A 20,972-nucleotide genomic window follows, 5' to 3' on the forward strand; every position below is an offset into this window, starting at 1 on the left:
AATGATAGTTACACCTTTATTAATCATATTCTTGATTGTTGTTTTTGTACTGTTATTTTTATTTTTAAATACAGTAGACAAACGTAAATGGCTAACTGCATTAATAAGCTTAGTTCTGACGCCTTTTGTGTTTTTCTTCATGTTTTATCCGTTTTTAAACATCATAAGTAATTACCATCATCAAAAGTACTTTGATAGTGAAGCTTGGATAGAAAAACCAGCTTTTCGCTACGAAATGATTGACTATACTATTAAGTCTGACACGTTAATTGGAGCTTCAAAAGAAAAGATCACAACACTTTTAGGAGCTGCTGAATGGCTTACTTGGGATGATGAAAGAAAAGCACATGATAATGATAAATGGAATTATGCTACAGGAATAGAGCCTGGTGCTTTTAATGACCAAAAAGAATGTGTTGAAATTACGTTTAAAGATGATAAAGTAATTGCCATAAAACCTTATCAGGAAGAAATAACCTTCGAGAATGAAAAAAAATAAATCTTTACTATATATTATCACAATTATTGTTGGACTTGTTATTGTAAATGCAATATCAAGTTCAGTCTATCAACGATTCGATTTAACAAAAGACCATCGTTATACACTTTCTGATGTTTCAAAATCATTGATTAGCGATTTAGATTCACCTTTAGTTATTGATGTGTTTTTAGAAGGTGATTTTCCTTCAGAATTTAGATTACTTCAAACAGAGGTAAAACAAATTGTAGATGAATTTCAATTAGAATCTAATCAAATATTCGTTAATTATATTGACCCAGTAAAAGATGAAGCTACACGCCAACAGTATATTGAAGAGTTAACGAGTGCTGGTTTAGAACCTTATATAAACACAGATAATAGTACTGGTAAAGTAACACAAGACATTATTTTTCCTTGGGCTTTTGCGAGTTACAAAGACCAAACCTTAAAAATTCCGCTTTTAAAACGAAGCATTACTCTTGAGCTGCCAGAACAAATAAATAATTCGGTTCAATCTTTAGAATATGCATTTGCTGATGGATTTAGTAAACTCGTTAAGGCAAAAGAAAAAAAGATCGCAATTTTAAAAGGTAATGGTCAGTTAGATGATATTTACATTGCCGATTTTCTAAAAACCATAAAGCCTTATTATAATTTAGCACAATTCACTTTAGATAGTGTGGCTACAAATCCGCAAGGGACTTTAGATAACTTAAAACAATATGATTTAATAGTTTCTGCAAAACCAAGTATTGCTTTTACTGAAAATGAAAAATTGGTTCTGGATCAATACACTATGAATGGAGGAAAAAGCCTTTGGCTTACAGAGTCTGTAATCATGGATAAAGACAGTTTGTATAATTCCACAGGAACTGGCGTTTCAATTATGCGCGATTTAAAGTTAAACGATTTTTTCTTTAAGTATGGTGTTCGCGTAAATCCTACGTTAGTAAAAGACCTCTACTCTGCTCCTATTATGCTATCTATTGGCGAAGGCAGTCAGGCGCAAATGCAACCTATTCAATGGCAATATTCACCATTAGCAGCTTCAAATCCAAATCATCCTATTACAAAGAATTTAAACTTGGTAAAATTTGATTTTGCGAGTCCTATTGATACATTAAAAAACAGTATTAAAAAATCTATTTTATTACAGAGTTCACCTAAATCTAAAACCGAAGGTGCACCAAAAACTATTTCTTTAGATAATGTAACACAAGCACCAGATGAAGAAAGTTATAATTTAGGTTCTCAAAATTTAGCTGTTTTATTAGAAGGTGAATTCTCATCGGTTTACGACAAACGTGTATTGCCTTTTAAAGTAAAAAATTTTAAGTCTAAAAGTACTGCGACTAAAATGGTTGTCATTTCTGATGGTAACGTAGTTAAAAACGAAGTCATAAAAAATAGACCTCTTGAATTAGGTTTTGATCAACTCACAGGAAAATCTTTTGGCAACAAGGAATTTCTTCTTAATACGGTGAATTACTTATTGGACGACACGGGACTTATAAACATAAGAGCCAAAGAAATTACAGTAGCATTTTTAGATGCAGATAGAGTAAAGGAAAGCAAAGGTACTTGGCAGTTTATTAATATTGCGTTGCCACTCATACTTTTAGGTTTGTTTGGTTTTATTTTTAACTATTTTAGAAAACGTAAATACGCATCTTAAAATTCTGACATAGATTAGTTACGAATTGTGTATTCTTAGGCCTATTTTGTTAATAAGTTTGTTTTATAAAACCCTTCTATTAAGATATATTTGTAAGACGAACCAAAAGTATTAAACACATATATTTAGTATGAAATTCATTGTTTCAAGCACGTATTTATTAAAACAACTTCAAGTATTAGGAGGCGTTATTAATAACAGTAATACACTTCCGATTTTAGATAATTTCTTATTTGAACTTAGCCAATCAAAACTAACCATTTCGGCTAGTGATTTAGAAACTACAATGTCAGCGACTATTGATGTTGAAAGTGATTCTGAAGGTAGCATTGCTTTACCGGCACGTTTACTTTTAGACACTCTAAAGACATTCCCTGAGCAGCCCTTAACGTTTGTTGTTGAAGAAAATAACACGGTAGAAATTAGCTCTAATCATGGTAAATATGCTTTAGCTTATGCTGATGGTGCAGAATTTCCAAATGCAGTTTCTATTGAAGACGCTAGCACAACTACTATCATGGGAGATATCTTAGCTACCGCCATTAGTAAAACTATATTTGCTGCTGGTAACGATGATTTAAGACCTGTAATGAGTGGTGTATTCTTTCAGTTTTCTCAAGATAATTTAACCTTTGTAGCTACCGACGCTCACAAATTGGTAAAATATACAAGAAACGATGTGAGTGCAACTGAAACGGCAGAATTCATTATGCCTAAAAAACCCTTAAATCTTTTAAAAGGAATTTTATCTGGAAGTGATGATGATGTTCTAGTAGAATACAACGAATCTAATGCAAAGTTTACTTTTGAAAACTCAGTATTAATTTGTCGTTTAATTGATGGAAAATATCCTAATTACGAAGCGGTAATTCCTAAAGAGAATCCAAATAAATTAGTAATTGACAGAACACAATTTTTAAACTCTGTGCGTCGTGTTAGTATTTTCTCTAACAAAACGACTCACCAAATTCGTTTAAAAATCGCTGGTGCAGAATTAAATATCTCTGCTGAAGATATAGATTACTCTAACAAAGCTGAAGAACGTTTAACGTGTGATTACCAAGGTGACGATATGCAAATTGGTTTTAACTCACGTTTCTTAACGGAAATGATTAATAATTTAGGTTCAGACAACGTACAGTTAGAAATGAGCTTACCAAACAGAGCAGGTATCTTAACACCTATTGATGGTTTAGATGAAGGTGAGCATGTAACAATGCTTGTTATGCCAGTGATGTTGAATTCATAAACTAATTCCTTCGAAGGTAGGAATCTCATCATCGATAAAATACTAATAATATTAAACACACTTATTTCACATGAGTGTGTTTTTTTGTTTTATAAATAATATAACTTATAAGATTCCTGTCTTCGCAGTAATAAAAAAAAGCTCACCAATTGGTGAGCCTTTTCAATTCCACTTCTTTTAATAACTAACTAACAAAATTAATAGACAATGGATAGCTAGGTAATTCTCCATTACTAGCTTTTATAGCGTTTACAATTGGCATTACAAATGCTAAAATTGCAACTAATATTAAAATTAAAATACCCAATCCAAGAGCAAATATTAAAGGAATACTTACTAATGAATAAACAACAAGACTTATTTGAAAGTTTAAAATAGCTTTTCCATGCGCATCCATACCTTCAACTTGTTCTTTCTGTGTTGCCCATAGAATTAATGGTGCTATTATTCCACCAAAAACAGTGGCGTATGTTAGTAATTGAGATAAATGTGTGATTACTAATAATTGATTGTCTGTGCGTTTAAGCGTGTGATAATTTGATTCCATAATTGATGATTTTACACTAATAGGACGCAAACAGATTTAATTTGTTACATTCTATAACATAAAATTAACAAGAAGAACAACTTCCACCCTCTTTCTTAACACCTAGCTTCACTAAAATAGTTTCTAACAAGCACCATTTCGTAAAAGCAGACTGAATTAAGTTAACACCAATAAATACGGTAAACCACATCCAATTAGGACTTACGTAAACCGAAAGCACTACGCTTAATAAGACCATAACACCAACGATGACTCTAAAATATGTATTTAACATTTTAATTAATTTTTAAGTTTATATAAATTTTTCAATAGGAACTACAATCGCTTTTATAGGATTGTTAGTTTCTAAATTTTCATTAAATTCTTTTATGGCTTTGAATAAAGAATCTATATGTTCCTCATCTGTAAACGAAAAGAACATGCTAGATTCGTTTCCTCCTTTTTCTGCAGGAAACCAATTAGAAGCCATTAATAAAGACGAACTATTTTTATGTCCATCAATTTCAGAACTACTAAAGTTTTCTATATCTGCCTTTTTAAAAAGTTTCAAAACTTCTTTTTGATACTGTTCTACTGCTGTAACTATGACTAATTTCATTTGTTTCTATTTTTATACAACCTGCAAGGTTTTACCAACCTTGTAGGTTTAGTTTTCAATCTTTCATACCTATAAGGTTTTAGAAACCTTGCAGGAAAAACTCGACTTACTTATAATTCTTCTTCTCTATCATATAATACACTAATGGTACAACCAACAATGTTAATACTGTTGACACAATAGTTCCGCCCATTAATGAGATTGCTAATCCTTGGAAAATTGGGTCAAATAAAATCACAAAGGCTCCAATGACAACTGTTCCTGCTGTTAATAAAATTGGTGTGGTTCTCACAGCTCCAGCTTCAATAGCAGCTTGTTTTAGTGGTATACCTTCTGCTGTTCTTAAGTTGATAAAGTCAATCAGTAATACTGAGTTTCTTACCATGATTCCTGCTAAAGCAATCATTCCAATAAAAGAAGTTGCTGTAAAGAATGCTCCCATGAGCCAATGTCCCAGAATAATTCCGATTAAGGATAATGGAATTGCAACCATCATAACAATTGGTGCTTTAAAGTTTTGAAACCATCCTACTATTAATATATAAATCAAAATAATAGCTCCTAAAAAGGCAATACCTAAATCTCTAAAAACTTCTAAAGTAATTTGCCATTCACCATCCCATTTCACAGTATAGTTATCTTCAAACTCTGGTTGACCTAAATACATTTCATTAATCTCAAAGCCTTGTGGCAATGGAATTTCTTTCAATTTTTCTTCCATTCCAAGAATAGCATAAGCAGGACTTTCTAAGTCTCCAGCCATATCTGCCATCACATAAACCACACGTTTTTGATTTTTGTGGTAAATGCTTTTTGCAGCAGTATTTTGAGATATATCAACCAAATCCGAAATTGGTACCATGTTACCTTGTTTCGATTTTACCTTCAATTGTGAAATATCGGAAATAGTAGATTTCTCTTTTTCATCTAAAGCTAACACCAAACCAATTTGGTTAACAGCATCTTCATCGTACAAATTAGTAATCGCTCTATTAGATAAAGCCATATTCATAGTGTATGCAATTTGCTGTGGTGCCACTCCATACAACATGGCTTTCTCTTTGTTGATGTCAAATTGATATTCAATTTGGTCGTCTTCAACCATCCAATCAATATCAACCACATCGGCTGTGTTCTTTAAGATATCTTGAACGTGGTTTGCAACTTTAATTTGTTCTTCATAATCAGGTCCATAAATTTCAGCAACAATAGTAGATAAAACTGGTGGTCCTGGTGGCACTTCAACCAACTTCACATTGGCATTATATTTCGCTGCAATTTTCTGAATATCTGGACGCATTAATTTGGCGATATCATGACTCTGTGCTGAACGGTCTTCTTTGGCTAATAAATTCACTTGAATATCTGCCATATTACTTCCACCACGCAAATCATAGTGACGCACTAAACCATTAAATGTAATTGGCGCAGACGTCCCAACATAGTTTTGATAATTAACGACTTCTGGTCTGTTTGACAAGTATTGTGAAATCTCTTGAGCGACAACACCAGTACGTTCTAGGGTGGTGCCTTCTGGCATATCAATTACGACTTGAAACTCATTCTTGTTATCAAAAGGCAACATTTTTACTGCTACCGAATTGGTAAAAAACAGAACCATGGTTCCCATTAATACTGCAAAAGTTCCTAATAAAAACAACCAACGCTTGCCTTTACTTTCTAAAAGTGGTCTTTCAAACTTGTTGTAAATTCTATAAATAAGTGTGTCTTCAACCGCTTTTTCAGGCTTCTCTTCTGCTCCTTTCTTGTCTTTTTCTCTCAAGAAAATATACCCTAAATATGGTGTAATTGTTAAAGCAACAAATAAGGATAAAATCATAGCAATAGATGCTCCAATTGGCATTGGTGCCATGTATGGTCCCATTAATCCAGACACAAAAGCCATTGGTAAAACTGAAGCTATTACAGTAAAGGTTGCTAAAATCGTTGGGTTACCAACTTCGTTAATAGCATATAAAGCAGCTTGTTTAAATGGCAAGCGTTTCATTTTAAAATGCCTGTGCATGTTTTCGGCAATAATAATGGAATCATCGACGACAATTCCTGTTACAAATACTAATGCGAATAACGTGATTCGGTTTAGCGTGTAATCCATCATATAATAACTCAACAACGTTAACGCAAACGTAATTGGTACTGATAAAAATACAACCAATCCACCTCGCCAACCCATGGCTAACATTACAACAATGGTTACTGCAAAGATAGAACCGATAAGGTGTAATAGTAATTCTGACACTTTATGAGACGCTGTTTCTCCGTAGTTTCTTGTAATTTCTACATAAACATCATCTGGAATTAACGTGCTACGTAAATGGTCTACCTTGTCTATAATCACTTCCGCGATTTTCATGGCATCTGCACCTTTTCGTTTGGCAACAGAAATGGTAACTGCAGGATATTCTGACTTATAATCAGCAGATGCTTCACTTCCTTTTCCAAAACCTAAACTCACATAATTTTGAGGTACTTCTGGACCATCAATAATCTTAGCGACTTGCTTTAAATAAATCGGTTGATTCTGTTGCACACCAACTACTAAGTTTTCGACATCTGTTACAGATGCTAAGAATTTACCTGTATTTACCAAAAATTCAGTGTCACTTTTATCAAAACTTCCAGCACTTAATTGACTGTTGTTGGCCTTAATCATTTCGGAAACTGACAAGAAATCTAATCCGCTCGCTGCCAATTTATCCTTATCTAATACCACACGTAACTGACGGTCTCTTCCTCCAATTTTGTGTGTAATAGCTACGTCATTTACCTTTTTAATTTCAGCCTCTAATTCTTGAGCCATTTGGTTTAACTGGTAATCGTCATAATTCTCACTCCACAAGGTTAAACCCAACATAGGTACATCATCAATAGCACGTGTTTTCACCAATGGAAACGTCACACCAGCTGGCATTTGGTCCATGTGCTTATTGATTTCGTTGTACATTTTTACAAACGAACGCTCAATATCTTCACCTACATAAAACTGAACAATCACCATTCCTTGTTCCTTCATGGACGTTGAATACACATATTCTACACCTTTAATATTCGATATTAATTGCTCTAAAGGTTTAATGACACGCGATTCTACTTCCGTAGGACTTGCGCCAGGATAACCCACAAAAATGTCTGCCATAGGCACGTCGATTTGTGGTTCTTCTTCACGCGGAATTAAAAACGAACTATATACACCAACCACCATAAATACAATCATCAAAAGCACTGTAAGCTTCGATTGCATAAATACTTTGGCGATTTTACCTGCGATTCCTTCTTTCATAATAATCTAATTATTGAATTGAAATTTTTGCACCATTGTATAGCTTTCCTTCTGCTGATACGATATACGCTTCATCTGCATTTAAACCTGATAATACTTCTACTTGGTCTCCAAAGGTTCTTCCTAAACGTAACCATCTTAATAATGCTGTATTACTTTGACTTACCGTATAAACACCAGATAATTGTCCGTTTGTTATAATAGCATCGGTTGGAATTAAAACCATTGCTGTCGCTGCTTTTCTTTCTACAGGAAATTGCACTGTTGTAAACATGCCAGATAAAATATTAGCTTCTGTTTTGTCTAAATCTATTTTTACTAAATATTGTCCACCTGTGTTTTTGGCAGATGTACTTACTTCGGCTACTTTTCCTTTTAAGGTTTGATTAATTGATTTCACCAATACATCAACAGTAGTTCCTTTTTTAATCGCAGAAATTTCAGATTCTGGTACCATGGCCATTACTTCAAAATGTCCTGGCGTTTCAATACTAATTAATGGTGCTCCTGGATTTGCCATATTACCAGCTTCTACATTTTTACTTGTAATGGTTCCACTAAAAGGTGCCGTAATATTACTATACGTAAATTGTGCATTAATTTCGTTTTTCATTTGATTGGCCGATTCTAAACGCGCTTTAGCCATTTCAAAATTAGCCGTCATATCATCCATTTCTTTTTGAGAAGCACTATTATCTGCAAACAAGTTTTTAAAACGATTATAATCTTTTTGTGCATTATTGAAGGCAGCTGTTGCTTCTGATATGCCTGCATTTACTTGCGCACGTTTGGCTTGTAAATCGGCATTATTAATAGATACTAATAATTGTCCTTTACGTACCTTATCGCCAACATTAACATGAACTTTATTAACGTAACCCATCATTCTAGTACTTAAATCAGCACTATTTACAGCTTGAATTTTTCCACTGACCGCCAAAAATGGACTATTAGTATTAGCTTCTACCTGACTGGTTTTTACACTAATTGCAGGTGAATTATCCTCAATTGCTTTTTTGTCTTCGCTTCCGCAACTTGTTACAAAAAATGCTATTGCTGTAAGCGTTAGTATGTAAATATATTTTTTCATGTTTATTGTTTTATGTTGATACCTATAAGGTTTTAGAAACCTTGCAGGAAAAATTATTCTTTAGTTAAAAATTGTAAGTATGCTTGTGCGTAATTATATTCGAAAATGGTTTGGTAATATTCTAATTGCTTTTGAGCAAATTGTGTATCTGCCATTAATAAATCAGACGTTTTTTCTAGTCCTTCTTTAAATCTATTGGTTCTTATTCTTAAAGATTCTTCTGATTGTTCTAAAGCTAAAGCTGTTAATTTTAACTTATTTTCTGCATCCAATAAGGCACGTTTTGCCTTGTTTAATTCCAAATTACTTTGAGACACATATTGTTTGTATTCCAATTTTGATTTTTCGAATTCAGATTTACTTTTCTGTGCTTTCCCAAAGCGTTTAGAGCCTTGAAAAATATCCCAACTTAATTGCGCACCAAATAAATACCCATTAGCATCTGCTTGAAAAATTTGGTCATCATATAACTCGTAACTTCCAAAAGCATTTAATCTTGGTAAGAATGCCATTTTATCAGCCTTATTCATGGCTTCATAAGCATTTGAAGCGAGTTGCATGGCTTTAATATCCGAACGATTTTCAGATATAGATTTATCTTCCATTTCAAAAGTTGAAACATTAAATTCGTCTGTTGGTGTGTAAACCACATACGTCTCATCGTTCATTAAAAACGATAAGTAATTAGAGGCATTTTGTACATTACTTTTTGCGGATTGTAATTGATTTTGAACTTCAGTTACTCGTACTTCAACATTCAACACATCCGAACGTTGCAAATAGCCTTGTTTAAAACTGTTATCTGCTAATTTTTTATTGGCATTTGCCGCTTCTAATGCTTTATCTAAAACATCAACAGCTTTATAGGCCAATTGTAATTGCATGTATGCTTTTTCAACTTCGAAAGCCAAATACTCTTGTGTACGTTCTGTTTTTAAAGACATTGCTTCCATTTTAGATTTGGCAGCTTTGCGTTGAAACATGCCATCCATATTAATTAATGGTTGCTGAATTTCGAATTTTGTAGCATAATTTTCAATCTGAGATGGGTCGTTTAATAACGCTGGATTAAAATCATTTTGCGTTAATATTTCTTGATTCAACTTAGAACCAAAAGCCATTAACGGATTCGTCGTTGCTATAGCTGTATGACTTGCCGTGATGTTTGGTAAAAACACTGCATTGGTTTGTCTAAAATCGGCTTTAGCTTGTTTAAACTCTTCCTCAGAAATCTTAATACTTGTATTATTTTCTGAAACTTTAGTTAAGACTTCCGTTTTTGTAATAGACACAGCATCTTGAGCCGTCACGGACAGAGTAAAAGCTAAAAGTAATAGTGGTATATAAATATGTTTTTTCATCAATCATTAATTTACAGTGCAAAAATAGTTTAATGTATTATCGAAGTCTGTAACCAATGTTACTTGGCGTCCGTTTCCCTTTTTTATAACTTCTACTTTTGGATTTATAAAAAAGGGAACAATAACTAGTATAGTGCATAGTATTGCGAAACTAAAAGCAACAATTCTCTTAGTAAATTGCACTTTAATAATTTTTTGGTAAACGGCTGTGACGACTTTCCAATGCAGAAAAACATGTATTATTAATAAGCCAATGAGCACAAAACTTAAGTAAAGGTGAATTGTTCCCCATTGATGTCTGTCCATATTAAGGAAATACAGTTCTACATTCTGTCCATAAACTTCCTTTCGGTCTTGACCAGATAAAAGGGTGTACTTAATTAGAAAACCAATACCAATAATTGCAGACATACATAATGTCATAGTTGCATTTAGTATAAAGTTCCAAGTGGATTTTCGCATGGCTTTGACAGACTTTTTCATTGTACTGATACTTTTTTGAATTGTAATTAAAAGTATAGATTAGAAAGAAATGCCACAATGACTTTGGTCAGATGAAGAAAAATTACAATGAATGCATCCAACAGTATTTATATATAGTTATTGACTTCTGGTTGTAAAAATAATTTCATTTCTTAACATGCTATTTATCATGTTTTCATAGAAACTATCTAATTAATTTTACCAAAATGAGGAATTACTAATTCAAAAAAGTATTAATCGAAGTACTCTGAAATGAAATTAATAGAACTTGCAAAGCAAAATATCCAAACCAAAGGTTATTTAGATATAGAAACATCAGGAATAGATTACATTACCGAAATACAAAAGCTAAAAAAAGAAAAAAATGCCATTCTTCTTGCTCATTATTATCAAATTGATGAGATACAAAAAATTGCTGACTTTGTTGGGGACAGTCTAGCATTAGCGCAAAAAGCAGCGAAAACGGATGCCGATATAATAATTTTTGCTGGTGTTCATTTTATGGCAGAAACTGCCAAAATATTAAATCCTACTAAAAAAGTATTGCTACCTGATTTATTAGCAGGCTGTTCCTTAGCAGATTCTTGTCCACCAGATAAATTTTCACAATTTAAAAAACAACATCCAAATCATGTTGTAATCACTTATATTAATTGTTCGGCAGAGATAAAAGCTCTAAGTGATTATGTTTGTACGTCTTCTAATGCTAAAAAGATAGTTAACTCCATTCCGAAAGAACAACCTATTATTTTTGCACCCGATAAAAATTTAGGGGCTTATTTAAATAAAGAAACAGGTCGCAATATGGTTTTATGGGAAGGTTCTTGTCTTGTACATAAAGCTTTTTCTATGGAAAAATTAATTAAACTACATAAAGAAAATCTTGATGCAGAAATTATTGCACACCCAGAATCTGAAGACCATTTACTTCAAGTGGCTAGTTATATTGGCTCTACAGCAGGGTTATTAGATTATGTTAAAAACAGTAATAGAACGAAATTCATAGTCGCTACGGAAGCCGGAATTCTATATCAAATGACGAGAGAAAATCCAGATAAAGAAATCATTCCTGCTCCCGCTAAAGAAGACAATACTTGTGCTTGTAGCGAATGTGCTTATATGAAATTGAATACTTTAAAAAAGCTTTACTTGTGTATTAAACACGAATTACCAAATATTGAAGTTGATACTGAATTAGCAAAGAAAGCAATTGTTCCTATTGAAAGAATGCTAGAACTGTCAAAATAAATATTTCTAGATGGTAAATGATAAAAAAATAATAGAATCCGATTTCTTAGTTATTGGCTCAGGTGTTTCGGGCTTAACTTTTGCTTTAAAAATTGCTATTCAATATAAAGATTCAAAAATTATTATTGTTACTAAAGACGAAAAAACAGAATCTAATACTAAATATGCTCAAGGTGGTATAGCAACTGTTTATGACAAAACTGTAGATAGTTTTGAACAACATATACAAGATACTATATCTGCAGGTGATGGTTTATGCAATGAAAAAGTGGTAAGAATGGTGGTGAAACACGCACCAGAACGCTTACAAGAGTTAATTGATTGGGGAACAAAATTTGATAAAAATGATAAAGGTGAATACGATTTAGGTCGCGAAGGCGGTCATTCTCAAAACCGTATTCTGCATCACACAGATGTTACTGGTGCAGAAATTGAAAGGGCATTAATTGCACAAGTTAATGCACAATCAAATATTGAGTTTTTAGAGCATCATTATGTTATAGATTTTATTACTGAACACCAAGCAAAAAAATCTAAAACAAAGCGAAACTCTAAAATATCTTGTTTTGGTGCTTACGTTTTAGACGAAAAGAAATCGGTTGTAAAAACTCTTTTGAGCAAATTTACAATGTTAGCTTCTGGTGGTAGCGGACAAGTTTACCAAACTACTACCAATCCCAAAGTGGCAACAGGTGATGGTTTAGCAATGTCTTATAGAGCAAAAGCAGAAATCGCAGACGTAGAATTCATACAATTTCACCCAACAGCTTTGTATAATCCTGGTGAATATCCTGCTTTTTTAATTTCTGAAGCCGTTAGAGGTTTTGGTGCTAAATTAAGAACTATTGATGGTAAAGCATTTATGCACAACTATGATAATCGCGAAGAATTAGCTTCGAGAGATATTGTAGCAAGAGCCATTGATAATGAATTAAAGAAAAGTGGTTCGCCACATGTTTTTTTTAGATTGCACCCATTTAGAGTACGAAAAATTTAAATCACATTTTCCTAATATCACAGAAAAATGTGCTTCACTTGGTATCGATATCAGAAAAGATTTCATTCCCGTGTTACCAGCATCACACTACATTTGTGGTGGTGTAAAAGTGAGTAAAAACGCAAAAACCTCTATTAAAAATTTATACGCTTGTGGTGAAGTTACTAGAACAGGATTACATGGCGGAAACCGATTAGCCTCAAATTCTTTATTGGAAGGTTTGGTGTATGCACATCGTGCTTATTTACATGTACTTAAAAAGTTTAAAAATGTAACGATTCCAAAAAATATACCTCAATGGAATGATGTTGCCGTGATTAAAAACATGGAAAATATTTTAATTACTCACGATAAAAATGAAGTTAAAACCATTATGAGTAATTATGTTGGCATTGTAAGGTCTAACGAACGATTATTACGTGCCGAAAAACGATTACGTGTGTTATATAAAGATAATAAACGCCTTTATGACCACTCAGAAATATCTTCTGAATTATGCGAATTAAGAAACTTAATTATTACAGCTTATTTAATTACAAAATTTTCTAAAAAACGTAAGAAAAACTGTGGTGGTTTTTATAATATGGATTTAGTTTAAAATAAAAAAAGCATTCATTTAAAAAAATGAATGCTTTTTACTAACCAACCAAAAAAACTGACAACCACATCAGTTAACTTTTCTTGTGCCTCCATGCCCTCCAGCAACAACAAGCATTATTTTTATACTTAAATAAATAAACTTGAAGAACTGAATGATAGGATTCATCATTTTAAATCTTTGATATTTTGAAATTCTTTCCGTCATATTGATGCTCTCGTAATTATTGAAATCAACTCTAAAATTCTCATTAAAGTCGAACAAAAAAACACCAGCTACAACAAAAATAAATCATCATATAATAACACTCAGTAACTAATGTTACTCAACAAAAGTGAATTACAATTAAATCTGATTTTTTTTTAATAAACAAACGCAATCTTTCTTGCGTCTTCGTTCTCTGAGTGGCAAAATATGCTTAAATTTATTGGCTTTATTTTTTTTAAAATTCTCAACAAGACATCTTTTTATTTTTGGATATCTTCTAGAGATATAATCCAAATTCTAATGAATATTACAGCTGCATATACCGACCTCTATCAAATCACAATGGCTCAAGTTTATTTTGGTACAAAACCAGATGGACGAGCGGTCTTCGATTATTATTTTAGACACAATCCTTTTAAGAGTGGGTATTCCATTTTTGCAGGACTAGAAGATGTCTTAGATATTCTTGAAACCCTCGAGTTCTCTTCATCAGATATTTCCTATTTGAAACAAAAAGGGTTTGAAAGTGATTTTTTAGACTATTTAAAGAATTTCCGATTTAAAGGAAACATTTATTCGAGTAAGGAAGGCGACATTGTATTTCCTAACCGACCAATACTGCAAGTAGAAGCCAATATTATAGAAGCTCAGATTATTGAGACGCTTTTACTAAACATTCTTAATTTTCAAACCTTGATTGCTACAAAGGCTAGCCGAATAAGATTTAGTGCTAAAGATGGTATTCTCTTAGACATGGGCTTACGTCGTGCACATGCTACAGGTGGCTATTATGCCTCTAGAGCTGCAGCCATTGGTGGTTTTGACAGCACGAGTAATGTTAAAGCTGCCGAAGATTACGATATTCCTTCTACAGGTACTATGGCACATTCTTTTATTCAAAGTTATGATGAAGAATTACAAGCTTTTAGAGATTTTGCTAAAATGCGACCAGAGAATTGCGTCTTCTTAATAGACACATACAATACCCTTAAAAGTGGACTACCAAATGCTATTACTGTAGCCAAAGAAATGGAAAAACGAGGCGACCGTCTGTTAGGTGTGCGTTTAGACAGTGGTGATTTAGCCTATTTATCTGATAAAACGCGCGCTATACTTGACGATGCCAATTTGAGTTATGTAAAAATTGTAGCATCTAACCAATTGGACGAGTATGTTATAAAAAGTTTGAAAGAACAAGGTGCGTCCATTGACATTTTTGGTGTTGGTACAAACCTAGTCACAGGGAAACCGGATGCCGCGTTGGATGGTGTTTATAAATTAGCAGAATATAACGATACACCAAGAATCAAGCTTTCTGAAAATATTATTAAAATATCGCTTCCATTTAAAAAGCAAGTTTACCGAATGACAGACGATAATGGTATGTTTTACGGTGCAGATGCCGTAACGCTTTCTTCTGAAGACAACGTTACACTTATGGAACATCCTTTTGATACCACTAAAAGTTTAGAGCTCACTTCATTTAAGCATGAGCCTTTACTTGAACTAGTGATGAAAAATGGAAAAAGAGTACTTCCTTCTCGTTCGGTTACTGAAATTTCAAAATATTCGCAATCACGTTTAAAACAACTTCCCAATGAATACAAACGTTTTCAGAATCCACATATCTATAAAATTGGACTGAGTTCTGCACTTAAGAAAGAACGTGACACTTTAATTAATAAGCATAAATTCTAAACTAAGCTATACTAAAAATTAGATTCAAAATTAAATTCTACTCATGAAAACGCTATTAATCATTGATGTTCAGAACGATTTTATACCAAACGGCTCTCTTCCTGTTGCCAACGGCAATCAAATTATTCATGTAATTAATAAGATTCAAGATAAATTTGATTTAGTAGTTGGCACACAAGATTGGCATCCTAAAGACCATATCAGTTTTGCTAATAATCATAACGGAAAATCTGTCTTTGATGAAATTGAAATTCATGGGCAACCACAAACTTTATGGCCAAATCACTGTGTACAAGGTACTGCAGGTGCAGCATTTCATCCCGATTTAAAAACTGAAAAATTTGAAGCTATTTTTAGAAAAGGAACAGATAAAACTATTGATAGTTACAGTGCTTTTTATGACAATGGCCATTTAAAATCAACGGGATTGGCTGGTTATTTAAAAGAAAAAGGAACCACACAGCTTTTTCTATGTGGTTTAGCTGCTGATATTTGCGTTTATTTTTCAGCACGCGATGCTGTTAAAGAAGGATTTGATTGCTTTTTTATTGAAGATGCTTCTAAAGCATTGGATAAGGACGTATTTGAAAAACTAAAAAAGGAAATGATTGCTATGGGTATTCAGATGGTAACATCCACATCTATTTAATAGTTATTATACCATTAAATAGATGAGTTCTAGATATTAATCCCATACTAATTTCTAATCATTATTTTAGTTCACGTTTCTTGTGCCACCATGACCTCCTGCGACGACTATCATTATTTTGATACTTAAATAAATGAATTTGAAAAACTGAATGATAGGATTCATCATTTTAAATCTTTGATATCTTGAAATTCTTTGTGTCATAGTATTTTAATTTTCACGGTTATATTTCTGTGACTTGAAAAATTTGATTACTCTATTAATAAAACACCCCTAAAGTCCCCTCGAGGGGACATTACTTTTATGTGTTTACTCAAAATTCATTAGCTCACACTAATTTTAAAAAAACCTATTCAGGAATCAACCACCAAAATGGTCGCATTTTAGCTTTATAGATAAAAGCATAGTGTAAGGCTAATTTTAACCAGTGACCAGCTAAACCAATTTCCCCAAAAGTTTTACCGAGTTGACGTCCTTGTGTTTTAGGATATTTTTCATAATCTGGAACAATGGGATAGGTTGTAATACTAACTCCACTTCCATTAAGTAATCCAAAACCAGCAGAAGCAATACATGCTGCTCCCATATTTCCCATAGAACCTTTGTGACTTAAGGATTCTTTTCCACTCTTTATAGAATCAATAATATTATCTGCTACTAACTTCGCCGTGATACCAGATGGCATTCCTGTTCTAGGTGGTGCTGGTGAAATAACCGTTCCGTTTTTACTCGTTCTTGGTTTAGAAATAGCGTGTGGTGGTGCAAACGCAATACCAGGTGCGAAAATGTTTCTATAACTTGGATTTTGATACGTTTCCGGCCAATCCTTTACAGACCATTCTTCATAAGGTTTTGGTGTGTAATCTGCATCAACAATCATGAACCCTTTAAAGAGTTTTTCTGTAATGTCGTTTTCATTTTTGTCATAGGCTTTAAAACCATGACCAGAAAACGAAGGAATTAACATGGCAAAATCATAAGATTCAGATTTCTGTTCTCCTTCTAAATTTTCGTAATGTGCAACGCCATCTTCCACTTTATTTACTCCTGCTCCAAGTATCCATTTAATGTCTCTGTCTTCAAAAACCATTTCTACCATTTCATGAGATTTCATAGTCATGCTTCCGTAGCTTAACAACATACCATCCATCCCGAAATCACCTAATTGATATTCGTTAGAAATCCATGTTACTTCAGCCATATCACGTACATTATGCTTGCGTAATTCTTGTTCTACATTTAAAATGTACTCAAATGCAGCACCTTGACAGGTTGATTTTGCATGACCTGTACCAATTAAAATTTTAGCTTTTTTACCAACTTTCATTTCTTCAATTAACGCTTTTAAACCTTCCCAAGCATGGTCCGCATGTGAATATGCACAAACAGAATAGGCTTTATTTTCGCCAGGAATTAAGCCTTCAGTAGCTTCAAAATTTAATTTTGGTCCTGTGGCATTAATCAAATAATCATAAGTTATTTTTTCTTGTTGTCCTTTCTTATCTCCAACCACATATTCGGATAAAACATAAGGTTTCTCTTCGGTTTTATCCCCTTCAGGAAAAAAGGAAATCGCTTTGGCTTGCTTATAACCAATACCTTTCTTTTTATATAAAGGCGCTAACGGAAAATAGATTTTTTCTGATTTCATTCTACCAATTCCCACCCAAATGTTAGACGGAACCCATTGGTAATTACTGTTAGGTGATACCACAACAACTTCGTGTTTTTTCGGTAGTTTTCTGCGTAAATGCGTTGCTGCGACGTGACCAGAAATTCCGGCTCCAAGAATAACAATTTTAGACATTTTCTTATGATTTAATACTATGAAATTAGTTTAATAATTAAGCTTATGAAATGATTTAGGTCATTTTGACCTTTATACTAATAATAGCTTTGATTAGATTATAAAGGTCATATTTTCAAATAAAACCAACCGTAACTATTGTTACACTATGACGCAATTAATTACAGCTTTATAATTTTTTTCTCTATTGTATGCTGCTTATTCTTGAAGACTAAAATGTATTCTCCAGACGCCATACTAGCTAAATCTAGAGCTATTTCTTTTAAACCAATAGATTTTTCAATCACTATTGATTTTACCTTTTTACCTAAAAGATTATAAACTTCTAAAGTGTTCTGCTGAGTGTTAGGAATGAATATTTCAATAGAAAAAATACCATTAGAAGGGTTTGGATAAATTTTTAAATTGTAAATATTATTCGGGTTAAGAGCTACTTCATCTATACTTAAAGTCGATTTATTAATAAAGACTTTAAACGCCAAATTACTTGCGCTACTTTGTGTACCATCATTTATAAAGAAAATGTTTTCTTGAGTGCTTTCAATTCCACCAAAAATATAGCCTATATGAGTAACTCCTTCTTGCAAATTATTTAAATCCAAAATACCATTTTCAGAAAAGTTTGCTCCAAATTCCAATGGAATAAATTCGGAACCAGAACCTAAAAAAGTAGGCATTTCTATACCTAAACTACTTTCTGTCATTGAGCCATCACTAAATCTAGAAACTTTACTTATGGCTTTTACAAATGGCACATTATCATCTTGAATAAGATTGTTATTTGCATCTAATTTGTATTGGCTCATACCACCAAAAAACAAGGTGTGCATTACATTATTTGACGTATCGTAAATAGGCACTTTAGCGCTATGATATTGACTTAAATATTGATTGAATGTATTATTAACTGTATATCCTGAAGCCGTTACATCTACACTATTTAACCAAGGTAAATTTGCTGTATGTTGAAAAACACCACTAAACATAGTAAAGCCAGATGTTCCATCAGGAAAAATTTGAGGTGCTAAATTATAATCTCTTCGGTGTAAATTATTAGTATCGTTTTGTGCAGAATAGTTTATTATTGAAAGATTTGTACCATCATCACTGATTTCAAAAGTTCTTATTTCATCGGTATAATTTTGAATGAATCCTGGACCATGATTTGGTCCTTGTGGATTATATCTTCCTTCAAAATATTGTCCTCCACACAAATAAAACACATCATTTAAGAAACCCAAATGTCCACCTGTAACTGCCAAATTAGAATTTGAAATTTGTCTAAAAAAAGAAACGATGTTTGTGTTATTAATAACAGCATTTGCTAATCCATCGACATCAATAGCCGTTAATTTATCATAGGTAATATGGTCATTTTGTGTGGCACTATAACCGTAACCACCCATAATATATAATGTATTTCCTCTTTGATAAAACTCTTGATTTGTGGATTGTAGTTGTTCAAAAAGCACTGTAGATAGTGCATCAATAGACGTGCTCCAAGTTTGGTTCGCAACAAGATCTATAACATACACACTTTTGTTATTATCATTTTCCTGAAAAGCAGCAAATGGTTGTCTTTGATGCAAACCATCAATTCTTCCTCCTAAGATTATCCATTTTCCATCGGAAGTTTTTCCCCATGAAAATGAATGCACGTTTGGTGCATCTGTAATAATTAATGGTTCTATTTGAACCGTAAATTGGTCTTGTGCAAATAAGTTGACACTTGTCAATAAAGAGAGCGCGAATACTAAAACCTTATGCTTCATAATTAGAGGATTGAGCATTAAAGGTAGAACTAACAAAAAACAAATACTGTATCTAATGTTACATTAGCTTAATTCGTCTTCTTATAACTCCAAACTGCTAATCCATTCATTATAAAAGCATAAAGGGCTGTTTTTAATAACTGTGGAAGAATATCGTTAAAACCAGAACCTTTAAGCATCACCATACGCATGACTTCTACAAAATATCTTATTGGGTTAAATTCGGTAAGTGTTTGTGCCCATTTTGGCATACTCTCTATTGGTGTAAATAAACCACTCATTAAAATAAAAATAACGGTAAAAAACCAAGCAATAAACATGGCTTGTTGTTGCGTATCTGTAAAATTAGAAATGAACAAACCAATACCTAAAATGACTAGAATATAAATTGATGTATATAAATACATAAGCGGTAAACTCCCTAGCATTGGAACATTAAAGATAACTTTTGCTAAAATTAATCCAACAGTTAGTAAGCCCATTCCTATGACCCAAAACGGAAAAAGTTTCCCAATAATAAACTGACTCTTTTTTATTGGTGTGACGTTGATTTGTTCTAGAGTTCCAATTTCTTTTTCACGAACAATATTCATTCCTGAAAGGAAGAGCGTAATCATAGTAACTAGTAAAACCAATATACCAGGAACCATAAAGGTTTTATAATTTAAAGTTTTATTATACCAAAATAATGGAATAGTCTCTATAGTAATTGGTTGTATTTGTTTGTCTGAAACTTGTAACAAATTTACTTTTATGTTTTGATTAAAGCGCTGTACAATTTGTTTGACATATACATTTTCTACTCCTGCTGCTGCGCCATCAATTGCGTTTATAGTTACGCCTAATTTGTTCTGTTTTTCTTTTTGTAAATCGCGTTCAAAATAGTGTGGAATTTGCAAAAGTACATCTACCTCACCTTTCAACATCGAAGCACTTGCTAATGCTTCCGAAGGAAAATCAGTTAATACATTAAAGTAAGTAGATGCATTAAATTTTTCAACTAAGGCTCTAGACGTTGATGTGTGGTCGTTATCAATATAACCAAATTTGATATTTTTGACTTCAAATGTAGCTGCATTAGATAGTATAACGAGTTGTAATATTGGTAGTACAAAAATGATAGGAAGCATGCCTTTATTTCTAAAGATTTGCTTGAACTCCTTTTGTATGATGTATAAAATTGTTTTCATATCTCTTCCTACGTAGGCAGG

The 20,972-nt window shown here is 32.7% G+C and carries 18 protein-coding genes; 8 read left to right on the plus strand and 10 right to left on the minus strand.

The window, feature by feature from the left end; genetic code table 11:
- Position 1 precedes the first annotated feature (1 nt).
- The 3 genes from Q0807_RS12385 to dnaN all read left to right on the plus strand — a co-directional run bounded on the left by Q0807_RS12385 (position 2) and on the right by dnaN (position 3,405).
- Entirely contained in the window at positions 2-499 is a 498-nt protein-coding gene (locus Q0807_RS12385) for a hypothetical protein (protein WP_299110339.1), read from the plus strand.
- Complete coding sequence (gene gldG, locus Q0807_RS12390; RefSeq protein ID WP_299110341.1) at positions 486-2,156, plus strand: gliding motility-associated ABC transporter substrate-binding protein GldG; 1,671 nt, start codon at positions 486-488, stop codon at positions 2,154-2,156. The genes Q0807_RS12385 and gldG overlap by 14 nt, the downstream gene beginning before the upstream one ends.
- A gap of 130 nt (positions 2,157-2,286) precedes the next feature.
- On the plus strand, positions 2,287-3,405 hold the full coding sequence (dnaN, locus tag Q0807_RS12395) for a DNA polymerase III subunit beta (protein ID WP_299110343.1): 1,119 nt from the start codon (positions 2,287-2,289) through the stop codon (positions 3,403-3,405).
- A gap of 184 nt (positions 3,406-3,589) precedes the next feature.
- Here dnaN and Q0807_RS12400 read toward each other — a convergent pair whose 3' ends face one another.
- The 7 genes from Q0807_RS12400 to Q0807_RS12430 form a co-directional block, all read right to left on the minus strand.
- Positions 3,590-3,952, minus strand: a complete 363-nt coding sequence (locus Q0807_RS12400; RefSeq protein ID WP_299110344.1) for a DUF4870 domain-containing protein — start codon at positions 3,950-3,952, stop codon at positions 3,590-3,592.
- Positions 3,953-4,016: 64 nt separating this feature from the next.
- Complete coding sequence (locus Q0807_RS12405) at positions 4,017-4,226, minus strand: DUF2892 domain-containing protein (protein ID WP_299110345.1); 210 nt, start codon at positions 4,224-4,226, stop codon at positions 4,017-4,019.
- An 18-nt stretch (positions 4,227-4,244) separates the two neighbouring features.
- Positions 4,245-4,550, minus strand: coding sequence for a hypothetical protein (locus Q0807_RS12410; protein WP_115817682.1), 306 nt, complete (start codon positions 4,548-4,550; stop codon positions 4,245-4,247).
- 106 nt (positions 4,551-4,656) lie between these two features.
- On the minus strand, positions 4,657-7,851 hold the full coding sequence (locus tag Q0807_RS12415; RefSeq protein WP_299110348.1) for an efflux RND transporter permease subunit: 3,195 nt from the start codon (positions 7,849-7,851) through the stop codon (positions 4,657-4,659).
- Positions 7,852-7,861: 10 nt separating this feature from the next.
- Positions 7,862-8,941, minus strand: a complete 1,080-nt coding sequence (locus Q0807_RS12420) for an efflux RND transporter periplasmic adaptor subunit (RefSeq protein ID WP_299110349.1) — start codon at positions 8,939-8,941, stop codon at positions 7,862-7,864.
- Positions 8,942-8,994: 53 nt separating this feature from the next.
- Positions 8,995-10,302 carry a TolC family protein gene (locus Q0807_RS12425; RefSeq protein WP_299110350.1) on the minus strand — a complete coding sequence of 436 codons (1,308 nt, stop codon included), beginning with the start codon at positions 10,300-10,302 and terminating at the stop codon, positions 8,995-8,997.
- Between the two features lie 6 nt (positions 10,303-10,308).
- Positions 10,309-10,785 carry a DUF4405 domain-containing protein gene (locus tag Q0807_RS12430; RefSeq protein ID WP_299110352.1) on the minus strand — a complete coding sequence of 159 codons (477 nt, stop codon included), beginning with the start codon at positions 10,783-10,785 and terminating at the stop codon, positions 10,309-10,311.
- Positions 10,786-11,037: 252 nt separating this feature from the next.
- Here Q0807_RS12430 and nadA point away from each other — a divergent pair, with 252 nt between their 5' ends.
- The 5 genes from nadA (at position 11,038) to pncA (ending at position 16,182) form a co-directional block, all read left to right on the plus strand.
- Positions 11,038-12,033, plus strand: coding sequence for a quinolinate synthase NadA (nadA, locus tag Q0807_RS12435; protein ID WP_299110354.1), 996 nt, complete (start codon positions 11,038-11,040; stop codon positions 12,031-12,033).
- Positions 12,034-12,043: 10 nt separating this feature from the next.
- Positions 12,044-13,030 carry an L-aspartate oxidase gene (locus tag Q0807_RS18940; RefSeq protein ID WP_367180252.1) on the plus strand — a complete coding sequence of 329 codons (987 nt, stop codon included), beginning with the start codon at positions 12,044-12,046 and terminating at the stop codon, positions 13,028-13,030.
- A complete protein-coding gene (locus Q0807_RS18945) occupies positions 12,987-13,628 on the plus strand; it encodes an FAD-binding protein (protein WP_367180253.1) in 642 nt (213 codons plus the stop codon). The genes Q0807_RS18940 and Q0807_RS18945 overlap by 44 nt, the downstream gene beginning before the upstream one ends.
- Positions 13,629-14,135: 507 nt before the next feature.
- On the plus strand, positions 14,136-15,533 hold the full coding sequence (locus tag Q0807_RS12445; protein WP_299110356.1) for a nicotinate phosphoribosyltransferase: 1,398 nt from the start codon (positions 14,136-14,138) through the stop codon (positions 15,531-15,533).
- 43 nt (positions 15,534-15,576) lie between these two features.
- Entirely contained in the window at positions 15,577-16,182 is a 606-nt protein-coding gene (gene pncA, locus Q0807_RS12450) for a bifunctional nicotinamidase/pyrazinamidase (protein WP_299110358.1), read from the plus strand.
- A gap of 349 nt (positions 16,183-16,531) precedes the next feature.
- On the opposite strand, the gene Q0807_RS12455 is transcribed toward pncA, so the two are convergent.
- The 3 genes from Q0807_RS12455 to Q0807_RS12465 form a co-directional block, all read right to left on the minus strand.
- Positions 16,532-17,989: an NAD(P)/FAD-dependent oxidoreductase gene (locus Q0807_RS12455; protein ID WP_299110360.1), complete on the minus strand. Its 1,458-nt coding sequence runs from the start codon at positions 17,987-17,989 to the stop codon at positions 16,532-16,534.
- A 161-nt stretch (positions 17,990-18,150) separates the two neighbouring features.
- A complete protein-coding gene (locus Q0807_RS12460) occupies positions 18,151-19,761 on the minus strand; it encodes a T9SS type A sorting domain-containing protein (RefSeq protein WP_299110362.1) in 1,611 nt (536 codons plus the stop codon).
- 68 nt (positions 19,762-19,829) lie between these two features.
- Positions 19,830-20,951, minus strand: coding sequence for an ABC transporter permease (locus Q0807_RS12465; protein ID WP_299110363.1), 1,122 nt, complete (start codon positions 20,949-20,951; stop codon positions 19,830-19,832).
- Between the last annotated feature and the right edge of the window lie 21 nt (positions 20,952-20,972).

The sequence above is a fragment of the uncultured Winogradskyella sp. genome (genome assembly GCF_947495255.1).
GTDB lineage: Bacteria > Bacteroidota > Bacteroidia > Flavobacteriales > Flavobacteriaceae > Winogradskyella.